The organism is Streptomyces sp. NPDC005402 (genome assembly GCF_040606575.1).
Lineage (GTDB): Bacteria > Actinomycetota > Actinomycetes > Streptomycetales > Streptomycetaceae > Streptomyces.
This window is the reverse complement of record NZ_JBEXFB010000004.1, coordinates 24,204-40,598: the sequence shown is the minus strand read 5'-3', so window position 1 is coordinate 40,598 and position 16,395 is coordinate 24,204. Positions and strand designations below refer to the sequence as shown.

The 16,395-nt window shown below is 70.9% G+C and carries 15 protein-coding genes; 5 read left to right on the top strand and 10 right to left on the bottom strand.

All coding sequences use genetic code 11. The annotated features are described in order from the left end of the window. Positions 1–114: 114 nt before the first annotated feature. Positions 115–2,391, top strand: coding sequence for a helix-turn-helix domain-containing protein (locus ABZT02_RS08655; protein ID WP_356015639.1), 2,277 nt, complete (start codon positions 115–117; stop codon positions 2,389–2,391). Between the two features lie 39 nt (positions 2,392–2,430). Here the strand turns inward: ABZT02_RS08655 and ABZT02_RS08650 are convergent, their stop codons facing one another. The 5 genes from ABZT02_RS08650 to ABZT02_RS08630 form a co-directional block, all read right to left on the bottom strand. Then, the gene (locus ABZT02_RS08650; protein ID WP_356015637.1) at positions 2,431–2,583 is read right to left on the bottom strand and encodes a hypothetical protein; all 153 of its coding nucleotides are present in this window, start codon (positions 2,581–2,583) and stop codon (positions 2,431–2,433) included. Positions 2,584–2,655: 72 nt separating this feature from the next. Continuing rightward, positions 2,656–3,129, bottom strand: coding sequence for a pyridoxamine 5'-phosphate oxidase family protein (locus ABZT02_RS08645; RefSeq protein WP_356015635.1), 474 nt, complete (start codon positions 3,127–3,129; stop codon positions 2,656–2,658). A 102-nt stretch (positions 3,130–3,231) separates the two neighbouring features. Next, positions 3,232–3,585, bottom strand: coding sequence for a hypothetical protein (locus ABZT02_RS08640; protein WP_356015632.1), 354 nt, complete (start codon positions 3,583–3,585; stop codon positions 3,232–3,234). Positions 3,586–3,682: 97 nt separating this feature from the next. Continuing rightward, entirely contained in the window at positions 3,683–4,294 is a 612-nt protein-coding gene (locus ABZT02_RS08635) for a DUF6461 domain-containing protein (RefSeq protein ID WP_356015631.1), read from the bottom strand. 105 nt (positions 4,295–4,399) lie between these two features. Next, the gene (locus ABZT02_RS08630; RefSeq protein WP_356015630.1) at positions 4,400–5,569 is read right to left on the bottom strand and encodes a steroid 3-ketoacyl-CoA thiolase; all 1,170 of its coding nucleotides are present in this window, start codon (positions 5,567–5,569) and stop codon (positions 4,400–4,402) included. Positions 5,570–5,812: 243 nt separating this feature from the next. Here ABZT02_RS08630 and ABZT02_RS08625 point away from each other — a divergent pair, with 243 nt between their 5' ends. Next, positions 5,813–7,051: a cytochrome P450 gene (locus ABZT02_RS08625; RefSeq protein ID WP_356015628.1), complete on the top strand. Its 1,239-nt coding sequence runs from the start codon at positions 5,813–5,815 to the stop codon at positions 7,049–7,051. A gap of 111 nt (positions 7,052–7,162) precedes the next feature. On the opposite strand, the gene ABZT02_RS08620 is transcribed toward ABZT02_RS08625, so the two are convergent. Further along, positions 7,163–9,169 carry a bifunctional glycosyltransferase 87/phosphatase PAP2 family protein gene (locus tag ABZT02_RS08620; RefSeq protein ID WP_356015626.1) on the bottom strand — a complete coding sequence of 669 codons (2,007 nt, stop codon included), beginning with the start codon at positions 9,167–9,169 and terminating at the stop codon, positions 7,163–7,165. A 309-nt stretch (positions 9,170–9,478) separates the two neighbouring features. On the opposite strand from ABZT02_RS08620, the gene proP reads away from it, so the two are divergent. Next, complete coding sequence (proP, locus tag ABZT02_RS08615; protein WP_356015624.1) at positions 9,479–10,843, top strand: glycine betaine/L-proline transporter ProP; 1,365 nt, start codon at positions 9,479–9,481, stop codon at positions 10,841–10,843. Between the two features lie 87 nt (positions 10,844–10,930). After that, positions 10,931–11,602 carry an O-methyltransferase gene (locus ABZT02_RS08610; protein WP_356015621.1) on the top strand — a complete coding sequence of 224 codons (672 nt, stop codon included), beginning with the start codon at positions 10,931–10,933 and terminating at the stop codon, positions 11,600–11,602. A 10-nt stretch (positions 11,603–11,612) separates the two neighbouring features. Here the strand turns inward: ABZT02_RS08610 and ABZT02_RS08605 are convergent, their stop codons facing one another. From ABZT02_RS08605 to ABZT02_RS08595, 3 genes are all read right to left on the bottom strand, one after another. Beyond that, positions 11,613–12,005 carry a hypothetical protein gene (locus ABZT02_RS08605; RefSeq protein ID WP_351987774.1) on the bottom strand — a complete coding sequence of 131 codons (393 nt, stop codon included), beginning with the start codon at positions 12,003–12,005 and terminating at the stop codon, positions 11,613–11,615. Positions 12,006–12,161: 156 nt separating this feature from the next. Then, complete coding sequence (locus tag ABZT02_RS08600; protein WP_356015619.1) at positions 12,162–12,839, bottom strand: hypothetical protein; 678 nt, start codon at positions 12,837–12,839, stop codon at positions 12,162–12,164. Between the two features lie 6 nt (positions 12,840–12,845). Continuing rightward, positions 12,846–13,541: a hypothetical protein gene (locus ABZT02_RS08595; RefSeq protein WP_356015618.1), complete on the bottom strand. Its 696-nt coding sequence runs from the start codon at positions 13,539–13,541 to the stop codon at positions 12,846–12,848. A 67-nt stretch (positions 13,542–13,608) separates the two neighbouring features. Between ABZT02_RS08595 and ABZT02_RS08590 the strand changes: the two genes are divergently transcribed. After that, positions 13,609–14,097: a GNAT family N-acetyltransferase gene (locus ABZT02_RS08590; RefSeq protein ID WP_356015617.1), complete on the top strand. Its 489-nt coding sequence runs from the start codon at positions 13,609–13,611 to the stop codon at positions 14,095–14,097. Positions 14,098–14,263: 166 nt separating this feature from the next. On the opposite strand, the gene ABZT02_RS08585 is transcribed toward ABZT02_RS08590, so the two are convergent. Next, positions 14,264–16,306, bottom strand: a complete 2,043-nt coding sequence (locus tag ABZT02_RS08585) for an MDR family MFS transporter (RefSeq protein WP_356016307.1) — start codon at positions 16,304–16,306, stop codon at positions 14,264–14,266. Positions 16,307–16,395 lie beyond the last annotated feature (89 nt).

Below are 16,395 nucleotides of genomic sequence, written 5' to 3'. Positions count from 1 at the left end.
GTGCATCCTCTGGTAGGTGAGACTCCAGCACACCAGGAGCGGACGGTGGTCGCCAGGCAGAAGTACGGGCGGAAGTAGCGGCGGAAGCAGGAAGCGCTTGTTCTAATTGTCGTGATGACCAGTCATGATCGTGAAGTTCCGCAGTCCGACGTACCGCACGGCGGCACCGCCTTCGGTGTGATGCTGCGGTCCCTGCGCCGGGCCGCCCGGCTGACCCTGGAGGAGTTGTCCGAGGCGTCCGGGGTGAGCGTGCGCGCGCTCGGTGACCTGGAGCGCGGACGCAGCCGGGGGCCGCAGCGGCGTACGGTCGACGCGCTCGCGGCCGCCCTGCGGCTCGACGCCGAGCAGGGCGAGCTCCTGCGGCGGCTCGCCGAGGCCGGCCGGGACCGCGGGGGGCCTTCGGCATCGCCGTATCTCCTGCGGACCGTCCCGGACTTCACCGGCCGCAAGCAGGAACTGGCCGATCTGCAGGCGCTCGCCACCGGCACGCGCACGCGTGCGGCGGTGCTCTTCGGGCCGGGCGGGCAGGGCAAGACGACCCTGGCGGCGGAAGCGGCACGGCGGCTGGCCGGCGCCTTCCCGGACGGCAGCGTCTGCGTCCAGCTGCACGGCATGAGCGACTCCCCGCTGCCGGCCGCCGAGGCGCTGGTCCTCCTGCTGACGGCACTGGGTCACCCCCCGGACCGGATCCCGGTCGACCCCGTCGCCCGGGAGGCCGTCTACCGGGCCGCGCTCACCGGCCGGCGGGCGCTGGTCGTCCTCGACGACGCGGCCGACGAGAACCAGACCAGGCCGCTGCTGCCGGACGCCGAGGGCAGTTTCGTGCTGGTCACCAGCAGACGGCCGCTGGCCGGTCTCGAAGGCGTCCGGCGGATCAGGCTCGGCGGCCTCAGCGGCGGGGAGTCGACGAGGCTGCTGGAGCGGATCCTCGGTGCCCCGCGCACCGATGGCCAGTCCGAGGCGATCACCCGGCTGACCGAACTGTGCGGCCATCTCCCGCTGGCCCTGCGCATCGTCGGCAACCGCCTTTCCAGCCGCCCGAGTTGGACCCCGGCCCGCTTGGCAGGCCAACTCGCCGACGAGGGACGCAGGTTGAGCGGGCTGGTCGCGGGTGATCTCGCCGTACGCAGCGCCCTCACCCTCTCCTACGGCCAACTCACCGACCCGCACCGCGTCCTGCTGCGCCGCCTCTCCCTCGTACCCGGCCACGACCTCGGCCCCGACCTCGCCGCGGTCATCACCGGCGAGGACCCGCTCACCACCGAGGACTCCCTCGACCTGCTGGTCGACCGGGGCCTGCTGGAGGAGACCGCGCCCGGCCGGTACGCCCTGCACGATCTCGTACGGCTCTTCGCACGCGAGCGACTGAGCGCGGAGGAGCCCGAGTCGGTGACCCGGGTCGTGCGGCTGCGGATGGCGGACTGGCTCCTGCGGTCGGCCGCCACGGCGGGCCGGCGGTTCGAGGCGCCCGGTGCGCCGGAAACCTGGGCGGGCGAACCCGGCGCCTTCACCCCGGGGTCCGCCGGGGAGGCGGAGCAGTGGCTCACCGCCGAGCGTTCCAACTGGGCGGGCGCGCTGCCCCTGATGTTCGCGGCGGGCCGGCACACGGAGATCCTGCACGCCTCGCGCACCCTGTACTGGTTCTCCGACCGCTGGAGCCAGTGGCCCGAGTGGCAGACCCTCTTCTCCCACGGCGTCCGGTCCGCGGCCGCCCTCGGTGACCGCGCGACCGAGGCCCACCAGCTCAACTGCCTGGCCTGGGCCCACTCGGTCGGCGCCTACCAGTACGCGGAGGCCGAGCACATCGCACGCCGGGCGCTCGAGCTGGCGTCGGAGACGGGTGATCTGGAGCAGCAGGCCTGGGCGTGGTCGTACATCAGCGGGGCCTGCATGGGTCTGGCCCGGCCCGCGGAGGCGGCGGAGGCGGCCGCCCGGGCCACCCGGCTCTTCGAGACCACGGGTGACTCCACCGGCAAGGCGGTCTCCCAGCGGGTCCTCGGCACCGCGCTGCGGGAGACCGGACGCGGAGAGGAGGCGCTGGCTCTGCACCGGGCCCTGCTCGGCACCCGCACCGGGGACGTTCCCGGCCTGAACGAGTTCGCGGCGGCCCTGCTGCGCTGCGAGACGGCCAGGGACCTGCTGGCCCTGGAACGCTGGTCCGAGGCGGCGGAGGTGTTCCGGACCGTCGGCACCCCCTCCGACCACGCCGGCGTCGACCGCCTCCGCGCCCACACCTCCCTCGGGCTCGCCACGGCACTGGAACACTGCGGCGACCCCACCGGGGCCCGGGAGCACTACACCCTGGCCCGCGAGCTGTTCACCCAGTTCGGCGACACGGCGTCCGCCGCGGAGGCGGCAGCCGGCCTCGAACGCCTCGGGCCCGTCACCTGAGCCCCCGGCTCCGGACCCCGGCGCCTCGGTCCCAGGGGCTCACGCTCGCGGTGCCGTCCGGACCGGGGCCGGACTCGTCACCTGCTCCGCCCCCTCTGCGGCGGCCCGCGACCAGTCCTCCCACAGCGTGCCGGGGCGCGACAGGAATGCGTGGGCGGTGACCTGGGCCGACGGACCGTTGCGATCCGTCATCCACGATCCCGCTCCGCGCCCGCCGCCACGAGGGACCGCACACCCGGACCCCGGGTGCAGCCCGCTCCCCCCTCATCCCAGCTCGACCGTCACCCGGTGGTCCGGGCGCCCATCCTTCGCCAGCATCGAGTGGGTCCCGGCCACCGCCCGGTACAGCCGCATCCCGGAGTCGCCCCGCACGTCGTCGAGGGTCCAGACACGGCCGCCGTGCCCCAGTGACCGCCGGGAGAAGACCTCCAGCGCCCGCTCGGCCCCGTCCACCAGCTCGGCGGCGACGGCGGACACGTACACCCCCTGCCCGGTGCCGATCTCCACCGAGGAGTCGAAGACCGCGATCCCCACCTCGGGCCGCACCGCGATGTTCCGCGAATGGACGGCCTCCGGCGAGGACACCCAGAAGAACTCCCGGCACCCCACATGCGCGAAGTACACCGGCGTACTCCAGGGCCGCCCCTCCGCGTCCGCCGTGGCCAGCACCAGGTACCGGCTCGCGTCGACGATCCCGCGCGCGTTCGCGACCGTGGGCCGCCTGTCAACGGGCCTCATCTCAGCGGCTCCTGCGGTACGTCAGCCCGAAGTCCGTCTCCCACTCGGCCGACCCGTCCTTCGACTGCTCCCACACGCCGTGGATGCTGTCGCCGTCCGCGCTCAGCCGCCCGGTGAAGCACTGCCGGAAGGACAGCGGGGAGAAGTCCTCCTCCGCACGCAGCAGTTGCACACCTCGCCGTCGAAGGTCATCGCGTACAGCCGTACGACACCCCGCGAGTCGAAGTAGTGCTGCGTGTACGCCCCCGTCCCGGGCTCGACCGACACGATCGCCGTACTGGCCGGCGCGGGATGCGGGGCCTCGGTCCGCTGCACCAGGAACTGCCCGTCCAGCGCCCACTCGAACACACTCCGCCCGGCCCCCGTCGCCTGTCCGGGAAACTCCGCCTCCACCACCCACTCCCCGACCAGAACCCGCAGCCGCTCCAGAGCTTCCTGCCGTACCGTCGCGCCCATCGCGCACACCTCCCACGTCGTAGTGAGGACGGCCGCGGCCGCGAAAACTCATCGCTCCAGGAGATGTCCGGTCCCGCGACGCCTCCGAGCCCGACGCTCAGGCCTCCCGCCGGGAGAAGGCCGCCGCCGGAAGCGCCAGCCCTTCCGACGCATCGGGCACCGACAGCGCGAATCGTCTCTCCAGATACTCCAGCACCTGCGGCGAGGTCATACCCCCGCTGTCCGACGGCCAGCCGAGCGCCGACGGCTCGACCCCGTCGTCGTAGGCGGGGATCCCGGGGTCGAAGGAGGACAGGACCCGCCCGTCGACCACCGCGTACTCCACCCGCTGCGTGGCGTTCACGTCCCGGCTGACGGCGAGGACACGGGTGCCGCGGGACAGGGCGGGAAGGTGGTTGCGGGCGGAGACGTACGACACGGAGGCCTGGATCGCGTACGCCCAGCCCCCGGCCGAACCGGCCCGCACGACGGCGTCGACCTCAGAGCGAAGGAAGCCCAGTTCCTCCAGGGCCGCCACGTCCAGGTCCCCCAAGTGATCCAGGTTCCAGGGCTCGTCGGCCGCGTTGCGGACCTCGATGTCCTGCGCCTGGAGCCGGGTGAGCGGATACAGGGCCTCCCGCCGCGCCCCGAGCCGTACGAGAACCTCCTCCGGCGCGAGGTGCTCGCAGAAGACGAGGCTGTAGCCGAGGGGATACGCCTCGACACCCATCGCAGTCCCTCTGCCATGTCGCCATCATGGAGGCCCGCACTCGAACCGGACAGAGACCCCGGCGGGGCCGATCCTCTCCCTCGCCCCCGCCGCCTTCACCAGCTCCTACAGACGCTGGATGATCGTCCCCGTCGCCAGCGCCCCGCCCGCACACATCGTGATCAGCGCGAACTCCTTGTCGGTGCGCTCCAGTTCATGCAGCGCGGTCGTGATGAGACGCGCCCCGGTGGATCCCACCGGGTGTCCGAGCGCGATCGCGCCGCCGTTGACGTTGACCTTCTCCAGGTCCTGTTCGAAGACCTGGGCCCAGCTGAGCACCACGGAGGCGAACGCCTCGTTGATCTCGACGAGGTCGATGTCCTTCAGGGACATGCCCGCCTTGCCGAGCACCGCGCGGGTCGCGTCGATGGGACCGTCGAGGTGGAAGTGCGGGTCGGCGCCGACCAGCGCCTGCGCCACGATCCGCGCCCGCGGCCTCAGCTTCAGCGCCCGCGCCATCCGCTTCGACGCCCACATGATCGCCGCGGCGCCGTCGCTGATCTGGGAGGAGTTGCCCGCCGTGTGGATCGCCGTCGGCATGACCGGCTTCAGGCCGGCCAGCGCCTCCATGGACGTGTCCCGCAGCCCCTCGTCCCGGTCGACGAGCCGCCACATGCCCTGCCCGGCCCGCTGTTCGTCCTCGGTGGTCGGCACCTGGACCGCGAACGTCTCCCGCTTGAAGCGCTCCTCGGACCAGGCGACGGCCGCCCGCTCCTGGGAGATCAGCCCGAGCGAGTCGACGTTCTCCCGGGTCAGCCCCCGGCGTCGCGCGATCCGTTCGGCCGCCTCGAACTGATTGGGCAGGTCGACGTTCCACTCGTCCGGGAACGGCTTCCCGGGGCCGTGCTTCGATCCCGACCCCAGCGGCACCCGGGACATCGCCTCGACACCGCAGCTGATGCCGACGTCGATGACCCCGGCCGCGATCATGTTGGCGACCATGTGGGAGGCCTGCTGCGAGGAGCCGCACTGGCAGTCGACCGTCGTCGCCGCCGTCTCGTAGGGCAGCCCGACGGTCAGCCAGGCCGTGCGCGCGGGGTTCATGGACTGCTCGCCGGCATGGGTGACCGTGCCGCCGACGATCTGTTCCACCGCGTCGGCGGGGATGCCGGCACGGCCGAGGAGTTCACGGTAGGTCTCGCCCAGCAGATAGGCGGGATGCAGGTTGGCGAGCGCGCCGCCGCGCCTGCCGATGGGGGTGCGGACGGCTTCGACGATCACGGGTTCGGCGGCCATGGGTGCGGGTCCTCTCCTCCGAACGGATCCATGGAACTTCCGTGGAACAGACGCAGAACTAGTACGTGTTCTACTTCGCGCTGCTTTGCAGTCTGCTGACGAGCCACCCACCACCGCAAGGGTCGTGCACACAATTGGAGGCCCCATGCCCCTTGCCTCTTGTAGAACCCGTTACTACCGTCACGGCAGCTCTGTTCCTGATGGACCGTCAGAGAGTTTCCAGACAGCTGGAGTGAGTTGCCGATGACCTGTCCAGCACTCCCCGAGGGGTTCGACTTCACCGACCCCGACCTGCTGCAAAGCCGCGTACCGCTGCCGGAGTTCGCCGAGCTGCGCCGGGCCGAACCGGTGCGCTGGATCCCCCAGCCGGGCAATGTCGCCGGCTTCCAGGACGAGGGGTACTGGGCGGTCACCCGGCACGCGGACGTCAAGTACGTCTCCACCCACCCGGAGATCTTCTCGTCGTACCTCAACACGGCGATCATCCGCTTCAACGAGCGCATCGAGCGAGACGCGATCGACGCGCAGCGCCTGATCCTGCTCAACATGGACCCGCCGGAACACACCAGGGTCCGCGGGATCGTCCAACGGGTGTTCACCCCCCGAGCCATCCGCGCCCTGGAGGAACGCCTGCGCAACCGCGCCCACGCGATCGTCGAGACCGCGCGCACCCTGCCCGGCGAGTCCTTCGACTTCGTCACCCAGGTCGCCTGCGAACTGCCCCTCCAGGCCATCGCCGAGCTCATCGGCATCCCGCAGGACGACCGGGCCAAGATCTTCGACTGGTCCAACAAGATGATCTCGTACGACGATCCGGAGTACGCGATCAGCGAGCAGGTGGGCCAGGAGTCGGCCATGGAGGTCATCGCCTACGCGATGAACATGGCCGCCGACCGCAAGCAGTGCCCGGCGAAGGACATCGTCACGACCCTGGTGGCCGCGGAGGACGAAGGCAACCTGAACTCCGACGAGTTCGGCTTCTTCGTGCTGATGCTGGCGGTCGCGGGCAACGAGACGACCCGCAACGCCATCACCCACGGCATGCACGCCTTCCTCACCCACCCCGACCAGTGGGAGCTCTACAAGGCCGAGCGCCCCTCGACGGCGGCGGAGGAGATCGTCCGCTGGGCCACGCCCGTCAACGCCTTCCAGCGCACGGCCACCCAGGACACGGAACTCGGCGGCAAGCAGATCAAGAAGGGCGACCGGGTCGGCATCTTCTACGCCGCCGCCAACCACGACCCCGAGGTCTTCGAGAACCCGGACGCCTTCGACATCACCCGCGACCCCAATCCCCACCTCGGCTTCGGCGGCGGAGGCCCGCACTACTGCCTCGGCAAGTCCCTCGCGGTCCTGGAGATCGACCTGATCTTCAACGCCATAGCCGACGCCATGCCCGACCTACGGGCAGCAGGCGACCCCCGCCGCCTGCGCTCGGCGTGGATCAACGGGGTCAAGGAGCTCCAGGTGACGCTCAGTTAAGGCTGTCCAGGGGCGCGGGGCTGTATCCATATGCGGCTCCGCCGCGTGGGCGCGAACAGCCCCAACGGCCCCGCGCCCGCCGGACCACACCAGGCGGCACCCCCTTGGGTGCTACCTCTTCACCAACGCCCGTTCCTCGTCAGCTTCCACCGCCACTCGAACCACCCGAGCCCGCGGCCCCTGAAAGACGTACGACAACCCGAACCCCCCGCCGACAACCACCGCACCCCCCACCGCATCCAGCACCCAGTGATTCCCCGTGGCCACGATCGCCGACACCGTGAAGAACGGGTGCAGCAGCCCCAGCCCCTTCATCCACCACCTCGGCGCGATGACCGCGATCACCACCCCGCACCAGAGCGACCACCCGAAGTGCAGCGAAGGCATGGCCGCGTACTGGTTGGTCAGAGCGGTGAGCGTCCCGTAATCCGGCTTCGAGAAGTCCTGCACCCCGTGCACGGTGTCGATGATCCCCAGCGCCGGCATGAGCCGCGGCGGCGCCAGCGGATAGAGCCAGAAGCCGACCAGGGCCAACAGGGTCGCGAGCCCCAGTGAGGCCCGGGCCCACCGGTAGTCCACCGGCCGCCGCCAGTACAGGACGGCGAGCACGCTCAGCGGGACCACGAAGTGGAAGGACTCGTAGTAGTGGTCGAAGAAGTTCCGCAGCCAGTCCACCTTGACGACCGCGTGGTTGGCCCAGTGCTCGAGGTCGATGTGCAGCAGGCGTTCCAGGTCGTAGACCTGCCGGCCGTGCTTCTCGGCGGTGGCCCGCCCCGCCGAGTTGGTGCCGCCGGTCGCCGCGAGTCTGACCTGCTGGTAGGCGGCGTAGGTGACCCGGATGAGCAGCAGTTCGAGGAGCAGGTTCGGCCGCGTGAGTACCCGGCGCAGGAACGGCAGCAGCGGCACGCGCCGGAACCGCGCGGGCACCACAGCGGCGTACTCCGCGGGGATCGGCGTCCGGTAGTGCGGCGAGGTGCGCGAGAGGAACGGGATCACCGTGGCGGCGGCGAGCGCGGCCAGCAGCACCATGTTGTCCCGCAGGGTGTACAGCGCCGAGATGTGCGGCAGCAGCATCGTCGTCGGCAGGGTCATCACCACGACGACGGCGACCGGCCACACATACCGGTCCGAGGCCCGCTTCCCGACCCGCCCGACGACCGCGAGCAGCACCCACAGCAGCTGGTGCTGCCAGGTGGTCGGTGAGACGGCGATCGCCGCGCAGCCGGTGATGGCGACGGCGAGCAGCAGCTGGCCGTCGCGGGCGTAGCGCACGGCCCGGCGCACGCCCAGCGCGGCGACGGCCGCGCCGAGCACCAGGAAGAGGGAGATCTCCAGCGGTCCCGTCATGCCCAGACGCAGCAGCAGGCCGTGCAGGGACTGGTTGGCGAGGTCGTCGGCGGGGCCGCCGAGGCCGGTGCCGGCGATGTGGTGCACCCAGTAGGTGTACGAGTCGTGCGGCAGCGCGGCCCAGGCGAGCGCGGTGCCGGCGGCGAAGGTCGCGGCCGTGGTGAGGGCCCCTCGGCGGCGGCCGGTGAACCAGAGCAGGGCCGCGAAGAGCAGGACCGTGGGCTGGAGTGCGGCGGCGAGACCGATGAGCAGTCCGCTGACCCGTTCACCTCGTACGACGAAGCAGGCGACCAGGACGAGCAGGACCGGGATGATGCTGGTCTGCCCGAGGTAGAGCGTGTTGCGCACGGGCAGCGACAGCATGAGGAGGCTGATCGCGACCGGCGCGGCGAGCAGGGAGGTGCGGCGGCCGACCGGCTGGGGCAGGGCACGGGCGGCGACGAGACCGAGGGCGACGACCAGGAGCAGGGTGCCGAAGGTCCAGCCCCAGCCGAGGGCCTGTTCGGCGGCGCGGGTGAGCGGCTTCAGGACGAGTCCCCCGAATGGGGTACCGGTGAACTGCGTCGAGTCGTACAGCGAACCCTTCACGTGCAGGACGCCGTCCGGGCCGACCCAGGTCTCCAGGTCCGTCAGCCGCTCGCCTCTGGGGGTACGGAGGACGACGGCCAGCTCGCGTAGGGCGAGGACGGCCGCCACCAGCCACAGGACGAGCCTGGCCGCGCGCAGCCGCGCCTGGACCTCGGTGGTCCCACTGTGCTCCGCATTCGCCACGCCGCGTCGGCCTCTCGTCCCGTTCGTGCCATGCGTCCGTGAAGAAGGACGCAGGCAACCCCGGCTTCACCTGACGTCCGCTTCCTTTTGTCCGAATGACACTAGTCCGCCGGGAGGGCCCCGCGCGGACAGGCGCGAGATGGATCACATGGGCTACGGGAAGGCGCGTCCCCGGCCAGGCGCAGGGTACCTGCATAAAGCACGTTTATTTACGGTTCGCGACCGGACGTGAGCGGGACGTAAGCCCGGCAAGTCCGCCTATGGTCGCTTTTTGCCCTTGTCCCCGTCGAAAGGCAGGCGAGCGAAGTTTTGGCGAGTGCTCCCGCCCTCTCTCACCCCGTCCGCACCCCTCGCGACCCCGGCACCCCCGAGGCCGTCGCCGTCGACCCTGCCCTCGTGAAGCGAGCCGTGAAGGCCGCCGCACTGGGCAACGCCATGGAGTGGTTCGACTTCGGCGTCTACAGCTACATCGCCGTCACCCTGGGCAAGGTCTTCTTCCCGTCCGGCAATCCGACCGCCCAGCTCCTGTCCACGTTCGGCGCCTTCGCCGCGGCCTTCCTGGTCCGCCCGCTCGGCGGCCTGGTCTTCGGCCCGCTGGGCGACCGTGTGGGCCGCCAGAAGGTCCTCGCCGTGACCATGATCATGATGGCGGCCGGCACCTTCTCCATCGGGCTGATCCCCTCGTACGGCACCATCGGCGTCGGCGCACCGCTGCTGCTCCTGGCCGCCCGCCTGGTCCAGGGCTTCTCGACCGGCGGCGAGTACGCGGGCGCGTCCACCTTCATCGCCGAGTACGCGCCCGACAAAAAGCGAGGCTTCCTCGGCAGCTGGCTGGAGTTCGGCACGCTGGCCGGTTACATCGCCGGCGCCGGCCTGGTCACGCTGATGACGGCCCTGCTGTCCACCGAGGACCTGGTGTCGTGGGGCTGGCGGATCCCGTTCCTGATCGCGGGCCCGATGGGTGTCATCGGCCTCTATCTGCGGCTGCGCCTGGAGGAGACCCCGGCGTTCGCGGCCGAGGCCGAGAAGGCCGGGTCCAGCCGCCGGAAGGTCCCGCTGCGCGAGATGATCACCGGCCAGTGGCAGGCGCTGCTGCTGTGCGTGGGCCTGGTCCTGGTCTTCAACGTCACCGACTACATGCTGCTGTCGTACATGCCGAGCTATCTGACCAGCGAGCTGGGGTACGACGAGACGCACGGCCTGCTGGTCGTCCTCGGCGTGATGGCGCTGATGATGGTCGTCCAGCCCTTCGCGGGCGCCCTGAGCGACCGTGTCGGGCGCCGGCCGGTGATCGCCGCGGGCTGCGTCGGCTTCCTGTTCCTGTCGGTCCCGGCCCTGCTGCTGATCCGCCAGGGCAGCCTGTTCGCGATCGCGCTCGGCATGGGCGCGCTGGGCCTGCTCCTGGTCTGCTTCACGGCGGCGATGCCGTCCGCCCTCCCGGCCCTCTTCCCGACCCGGGTGCGCTACAGCTCCCTGTCGGTCGGCTTCAACGTCTCGGTGTCCCTCTTCGGCGGCACGACACCGCTGGTGGTGACCGCGTTGATCGGCGCGACCGGGAACATGATGATGCCCGCCTACTACATGATGGCCGCGGCCGTGATCGGCGGTGTGGCGGTGTGGTTCATGACGGAGTCGGCGGGTCGGCCGCTGCCCGGCTCGCCCCCGCAGAAGTAAATACCCGGACACGAGGTGGGAGCGCGACTATATTCATTAGCGCAACTAGTTAGCAGCTCTAACTAGACATATGAAAGGCACAGGTGCATGAGCGAGTCGCAGCTCTGGGACGACGTCGACGACTACTTCACCACCCACCTCGCGCCCGAAGACGAAGTACTCCGGGCGGCCTTGCGCGACAGCGAGGCCGCCGACCTGCCGCAGATCGCGATCACCGCACCACAGGGCAAGTTCCTGCAGCTCCTCGCCCAGATCCAGGGCGCCCGCACGATCCTGGAGCTCGGCACGCTCGGCGGCTACAGCACGATCTGGCTGGCCCGCGCCCTGCCCACCGACGGCCGCCTGGTGTCACTGGAGTACGACCCGAAGCACGCCGAGGTCGCCACCCGCAACCTCGCCCGCGCGGGCCTCGACAAGGTCGTCGAGGTGCGGGTCGGCCCCGCCCTGGAGTCCCTCCCCCGGCTGGCCGACGAGAACCCGCCCCCGTTCGACCTGGTCTTCATCGACGCCGACAAGGTCAACAACCCGCACTACGTGGAGTGGGCGCTCAAGCTCACCAGCGCGGGCAGCCTGATCGTGGTGGACAACGTCGTACGGGGCGGCCGGGTCGCCGACCCCGGCAACCCCGCCCCCGACGTCCAGGGCACCCGCACCGCGCTCGAACTGATCGGCGGGCACCCGAGGTTGAGCGCCACCGCGATCCAGACGGTGGGCAGCAAGGGCTACGACGGCTTCGCGCTGGCCCGCGTGCTGCCGTGAGCCGGGACTCTCACACCTCGTGGTAGAAACCGACGTTGACGCTGCGCGGGGCGGTGCGGTCGCGGATGACGATCTCGCCGTTGCCGCCCCGGGGCAGCGTCACGGAGCCGCCGTAGACCAGCGGCTGCGCGTAGGCCCCGGCCACCAGTTGTACCTCGGACGAGGGATCGGGCTGCGAGCCCTGCAGCCAGGTCACCTGCCAGACGCCCTCGGGCCCGCACAGGAACTCCAGGTGCACCCGGGAGACGAACAGCCAGTCTTCGGGGGTCGCGAGCCGGCATACGGACTTGTCCCGGCCCACGCGCAGCACGGTGCCCGGGTCACTGGGTGCGTCGGCCATCTGCATTCCGGCCGTGGCACCCTCCTCCGCCGCGGTGACGACGGCCATGGTGAGTTCGAGCACGTGCGCTCCTCTTGAAAGGTCCTTGCGCGGCAACCACGTCGGCTCGCCGCCGCCGCATGATAAATCGCCCGGCACGGCGGTGTCCGGCGCAAGGAACCCAAAGCGGCCCGCCGCCCGACTTCGGGCGGCAGGCCGGTCGTACGTAGGGACGATGGGTCAGCTGTGCAGCAGCCGCTCCGCCAGCTCGCGGTAGTCCCGCAGCGCCAGCCGGAGTTGCTCGGTGTCGCCGGCGCTCATGGCCTTGTTCTGACCGCCGTCGCCGCTCTGCCAGGAGTTGCGCAGGGTGCGCCGACGCTGCGTGACGGCGTCGGTGAACCGGGCGGCGACCTCCTCCAGCACGTGGTCGGCCTCCTCGACGGCGGACCGGGGTTCGTCCACGAACCCGGCGACAGCCTGCTGGAGCCGCGTGCTGAGCTTGTCGCACTCGTCGTGCGGCAGCAGCCCGGCATCGTGACCTTCGTGGCCCTTGCGGCCCATGTGGCCGTCGTGACCCTTGTGGCCCGAGGGGCCGCCCACGCCCGTTCCGACACCGCCGACGGCGTCGGAACCGGCGTCCCGCCCGCGCTCGGTCTCCCGACCGAGGCCGGACGTCTTGTCACGGCCGGCAGCGGAGTCACCGCCGAAGCCGCCCTCGTCACCGGTGCCCGGCCCACGCCGCTCAGCACCGGTCGTGCCGGCCGCCGGACGTCCCGCCGGATCCAGATCCGGCGCCTCGGTCTCGGTGGGCGTCACCAGGGGACTGCGCGAACCCGCGGGGTCGTTGCCCGTACCCCTGCCGGTCCTTCCCTCACCCCGGGTGCCGTCGGCGCCCGGCCTGCTCGTGGCATCCGTCATGTCAGCTCAACTCCCCTTCGCGTGACGCTTGTTGAATGCCCACGGCAGATGTCCCCGGCTGTCGTCGCGACCGTCGCGGGGCTGACCCGCGCGCACGTGGGACTCGCTGGTGGGTGTACGGGACTCCTCGCGGCTGCGCGCCGGGCCGACGAGGTCCTCGAAGAGGGCTCGCGCCTCGAGCATGGCGGCACGCATCTCCTCCGTGTCCGTCCGGCCGTCGCCGTCCTGCCGGGCGTTCGTGCGGGCACTGGCCACCGCGTGCACCCGCCGGTAGCCGTGCACATGGTCCGCGTGGTGCACGGACAGCGCGTTGAACTGTTCGTCGTACTGCCCGCCGCCCGGGAAACCCCGGGCCTCGGCGAGCTCGGCGAGCAGCCGATCCGCCTCGGCGACGGCCTCCCGAGGGGAGTCGACGAAGCGTTCCTGGGCGGCCGTCCAGCGGTCCTCGTACCGCTGGCGCTGCGCCGGTTCGAGTGGCTGCTTGCGCAGGGATCCGTGCCGCTCGACGCGCTCGGCGAGTTCGCGCTCGGCGGCCTTCTCGTCCCCGTCGTGCCGGGCCACGGTACGGTCGTATTCGGGCCCGAAGCGTCGCTTCAGGCCCCGGCCGTGCTGCGCGCCCCGGCCACGCAGGGTCAGGACGGCCGCCCCTACGAGGACGGCCGCCACGATCACGATCAGAGCGATGATCAGGCCTGTTGACATATCTGCCGGGTTGCCCTGAACGGTTTGTTCAAACCGTCTCCGCATATGTGTACGCGACAATCAGGCCATGACCTGGACCGTCACCCCCGAAGCCCCCGACTCCCCCACGGCAGCGGCACTTTGGCGCGCCTACTACACGGAGGTCAGCGACCGCTACTACGTCCTCCACGAGAACCGCAGGACAGACCCGGCCGAGCTGGAGCGGGAGGTGGCGAGACACACGGGCGGCGAACTGACGCCTCCTACAGGTCTGTTGCTTGTGGCACGCTTCGAGGGAGAAGCGGCCGGGACCGCGGGCATACGCCTGCGCCCCGACGGAAGCGCCGAGTTGACCAGGGTCTACCTGCGCGCGGAGATGCGCGGCAAGGGCGGCGCGGCCCTCCTCGTCGAGGCGGCGGAGTCCGCGGCCCGAGGCCTGGGCGCCACCCGAGTGATCCTGGAGACCCGCAAGGACCTGACCGAGGCCCTGGCCCTGTACGCGAGGCTCGGCTACGAGGAGATCGAGCCGTACAGCGACGACATCTACGCGGACCACACGCTGGGCAAGACGCTGTAGCGAGCCGACGCCTACGGCGAGAAGGGGCCGGGTGGGGGCAGCCCCCGCCCCCCACCCGGCCCGCAGCTGCGCCGCAGGCATCAGGGGCGCGGGGAACCGCGCCGAACGCCCGCCCCCACCAGGCCGCAGCCGAACGCGCAACCCCACCCGCCCAGGTGGCGCACCGTCACAGCCGGGCCGCAGGCCCCTCGTGCGGCTGTTCCCGGTCGGAGCCGCACAGTTCGTCGTTCAGGTCCTTCACCAGCTGAGTGAGATCCGTGGGCCGGTCGGGCCCCCACCAGTCCCCCAGCAGCTCTCCCAGCGACTCCTCCCGAGCCGACGCGAGCCGTGCGGCTACCTCCTGTCCGGGCTCGGTGAGCAGCAGATCGGGGCCCTGCCGGGACGCCAGCCCCCGTTCCTCCACCTGCCGCGCCGCCTCGATGATCGCCCCCAGCGGCACGGGGGTGCGCACGGCGAGCAGTGCCGGCTCGACCCACCCGTACTTCCGCATGCGCAGCACGAGCCAGCTCGACGCGGGCAGCAGGTCGTACCCGGCCCGCGCGGTGATCTCCCGGTAGATCTCCCGCCGCCCCTCGCGGGTCCCGAGCACCGACAGCGCCCGGCACACCTCGTCGTACGACGACCGTTCCACGGGGTTGCTGGCCAGCGTCTCCGTGACGTCGGGCGCCGTGACCGACCCGCGCAGCCGGTCCTCCTTGAGGAACCACGCCAGCACGAACCCGAGGAACGCGACGGGCGCGGCGTAGAGGAAGACGTCGGTGATCGACGAGGCGTACGCGTGCAGTGCCTCGGGCCTGAGCGAGCCCGGCAGCTGCGCGAGCCCGCGGGAGTCGGCCTCGATCCCCGAGACCGAGACCCCGGGCGGCAGTTGGGCGCCCCGAAGGGCCTCGGCCAGCTTGTCGCCGAGCCGGTTCGCGAAGACCGTTCCGAAGATGGCGACGCCGAAGGACGCTCCGATGGACCGGAAGAAGGTCGCACCGGACGTGGCGACGCCGAGATCCTCGTAGGAGACGGCGTTCTGCACGATCAGCACCAGCACCTGCATGACCAGCCCGAGTCCCAGTCCGAAGACACAGAAGTACAGGCTCATCACCCAGGTGGAACTGCTCTCGTCGAGCCGGTGCAGAAGCAGCAGTCCCAGCGTGGTGACCGCGGTCCCGGCCACCGGGAACACCTTCCAGCGTCCGGTACGGCTGACGATCTGCCCGGAAACCGTCGAGGACAGCAGCAGGCCGAACACCATGGGCAGCATGTGCACGCCGGACATGGTCGGCGAGACTCCGTGCACCACCTGGAGGAAGGTGGGCAGATAGGTCATGGCCCCGAACATCGCGAACCCGACGATGAAGCTGATGACGGCGGACAGGGTGAAGGTCCGCACGCGGAACAGCTTCAACGGCAGCACCGGCTCGGCGGCCCGCCGTTCGACCGCCACGAACGCGACCGCCAGCGCCACCCCCAGCACCGCGAGCCCGACGATCTGGGGCGACCCCCAGCCCCAGGTGTTGCCGCCCAGCGAGGCCACCAGCACCAGGCAGGTGGCGACGGCGGCGATGAGGAAGGTCCCCAGATAGTCGATGACGTGCTTCGTCGACTTACGCGGAATGCGCAGCACGACGGCGATCACGGCCAGCGCGACCACGCCCACCGGAAGGTTGACGTAGAACACCCAACGCCAGCTCAGATGCTCGGTGAACAGCCCGCCCAGCAGCGGTCCGAGCACACTGGTCGCCCCGAAGACAGCCCCGAACAACCCCTGGTAGCGCCCTCGTTCGCGCGGCGGGACGAGATCGCCGACGATCGCCATCGACAGCACCATCAGCCCGCCGCCGCCCAGCCCCTGCAGCGCCCTGAACGCGATCAGCTGGGTCATGTCCTGGGACATGCCGCACAACGCCGACCCGATCAGGAAGATCACGATCGCGGTCTGGAACAGCCGCTTGCGCCCGTACTGGTCCCCGAGCTTGCCCCACAGCGGTGTCGCGGCGGTGGAGGCCAGCAGATACGCGGTCACCACCCACGACAGATGGTCCATCCCGCCGAGGTCGCTGACGATGGTGGGCAGCGCGGTCGACACGATCGTCTGGTCCAGCGCGGCGAGCAGCATGCCGAGCAGCAGGGCCCCGATCGATACGAGGACGTTGCCGGACACATGGTGTTCTCGCGCGTCGTGCACATCCTCCGTCATACCGTGCGCATCCGCGGCCATGAAGACCTCCCGAGGCTCCAGTTGTCTCTCCATCGTGGTCGGTGTGACCGTTTACGGCCTGTTGAGTCCTGTTGGAAGCCGGTATTCCG

Coding starts and splice junctions, on each gene's coding strand:
- ABZT02_RS08655 (WP_356015639.1), top strand. CDS start 115: ATGACCAGTCATGATCGTGAAGTTCCGCAGTCCGACGTACCGCACGGC.
- ABZT02_RS08650 (WP_356015637.1), bottom strand. CDS start 2,583: ATGACGGATCGCAACGGTCCGTCGGCCCAGGTCACCGCCCACGCATTC.
- ABZT02_RS08645 (WP_356015635.1), bottom strand. CDS start 3,129: ATGAGGCCCGTTGACAGGCGGCCCACGGTCGCGAACGCGCGCGGGATC.
- ABZT02_RS08640 (WP_356015632.1), bottom strand. CDS start 3,585: ATGGGCGCGACGGTACGGCAGGAAGCTCTGGAGCGGCTGCGGGTTCTG.
- ABZT02_RS08635 (WP_356015631.1), bottom strand. CDS start 4,294: ATGGGTGTCGAGGCGTATCCCCTCGGCTACAGCCTCGTCTTCTGCGAG.
- ABZT02_RS08630 (WP_356015630.1), bottom strand. CDS start 5,569: ATGGCCGCCGAACCCGTGATCGTCGAAGCCGTCCGCACCCCCATCGGC.
- ABZT02_RS08625 (WP_356015628.1), top strand. CDS start 5,813: ATGACCTGTCCAGCACTCCCCGAGGGGTTCGACTTCACCGACCCCGAC.
- ABZT02_RS08610 (WP_356015621.1), top strand. CDS start 10,931: ATGAGCGAGTCGCAGCTCTGGGACGACGTCGACGACTACTTCACCACC.
- ABZT02_RS08600 (WP_356015619.1), bottom strand. CDS start 12,839: ATGACGGATGCCACGAGCAGGCCGGGCGCCGACGGCACCCGGGGTGAG.
- ABZT02_RS08595 (WP_356015618.1), bottom strand. CDS start 13,541: ATGTCAACAGGCCTGATCATCGCTCTGATCGTGATCGTGGCGGCCGTC.
- ABZT02_RS08590 (WP_356015617.1), top strand. CDS start 13,609: ATGACCTGGACCGTCACCCCCGAAGCCCCCGACTCCCCCACGGCAGCG.
- ABZT02_RS08585 (WP_356016307.1), bottom strand. CDS start 16,306: ATGGCCGCGGATGCGCACGGTATGACGGAGGATGTGCACGACGCGCGA.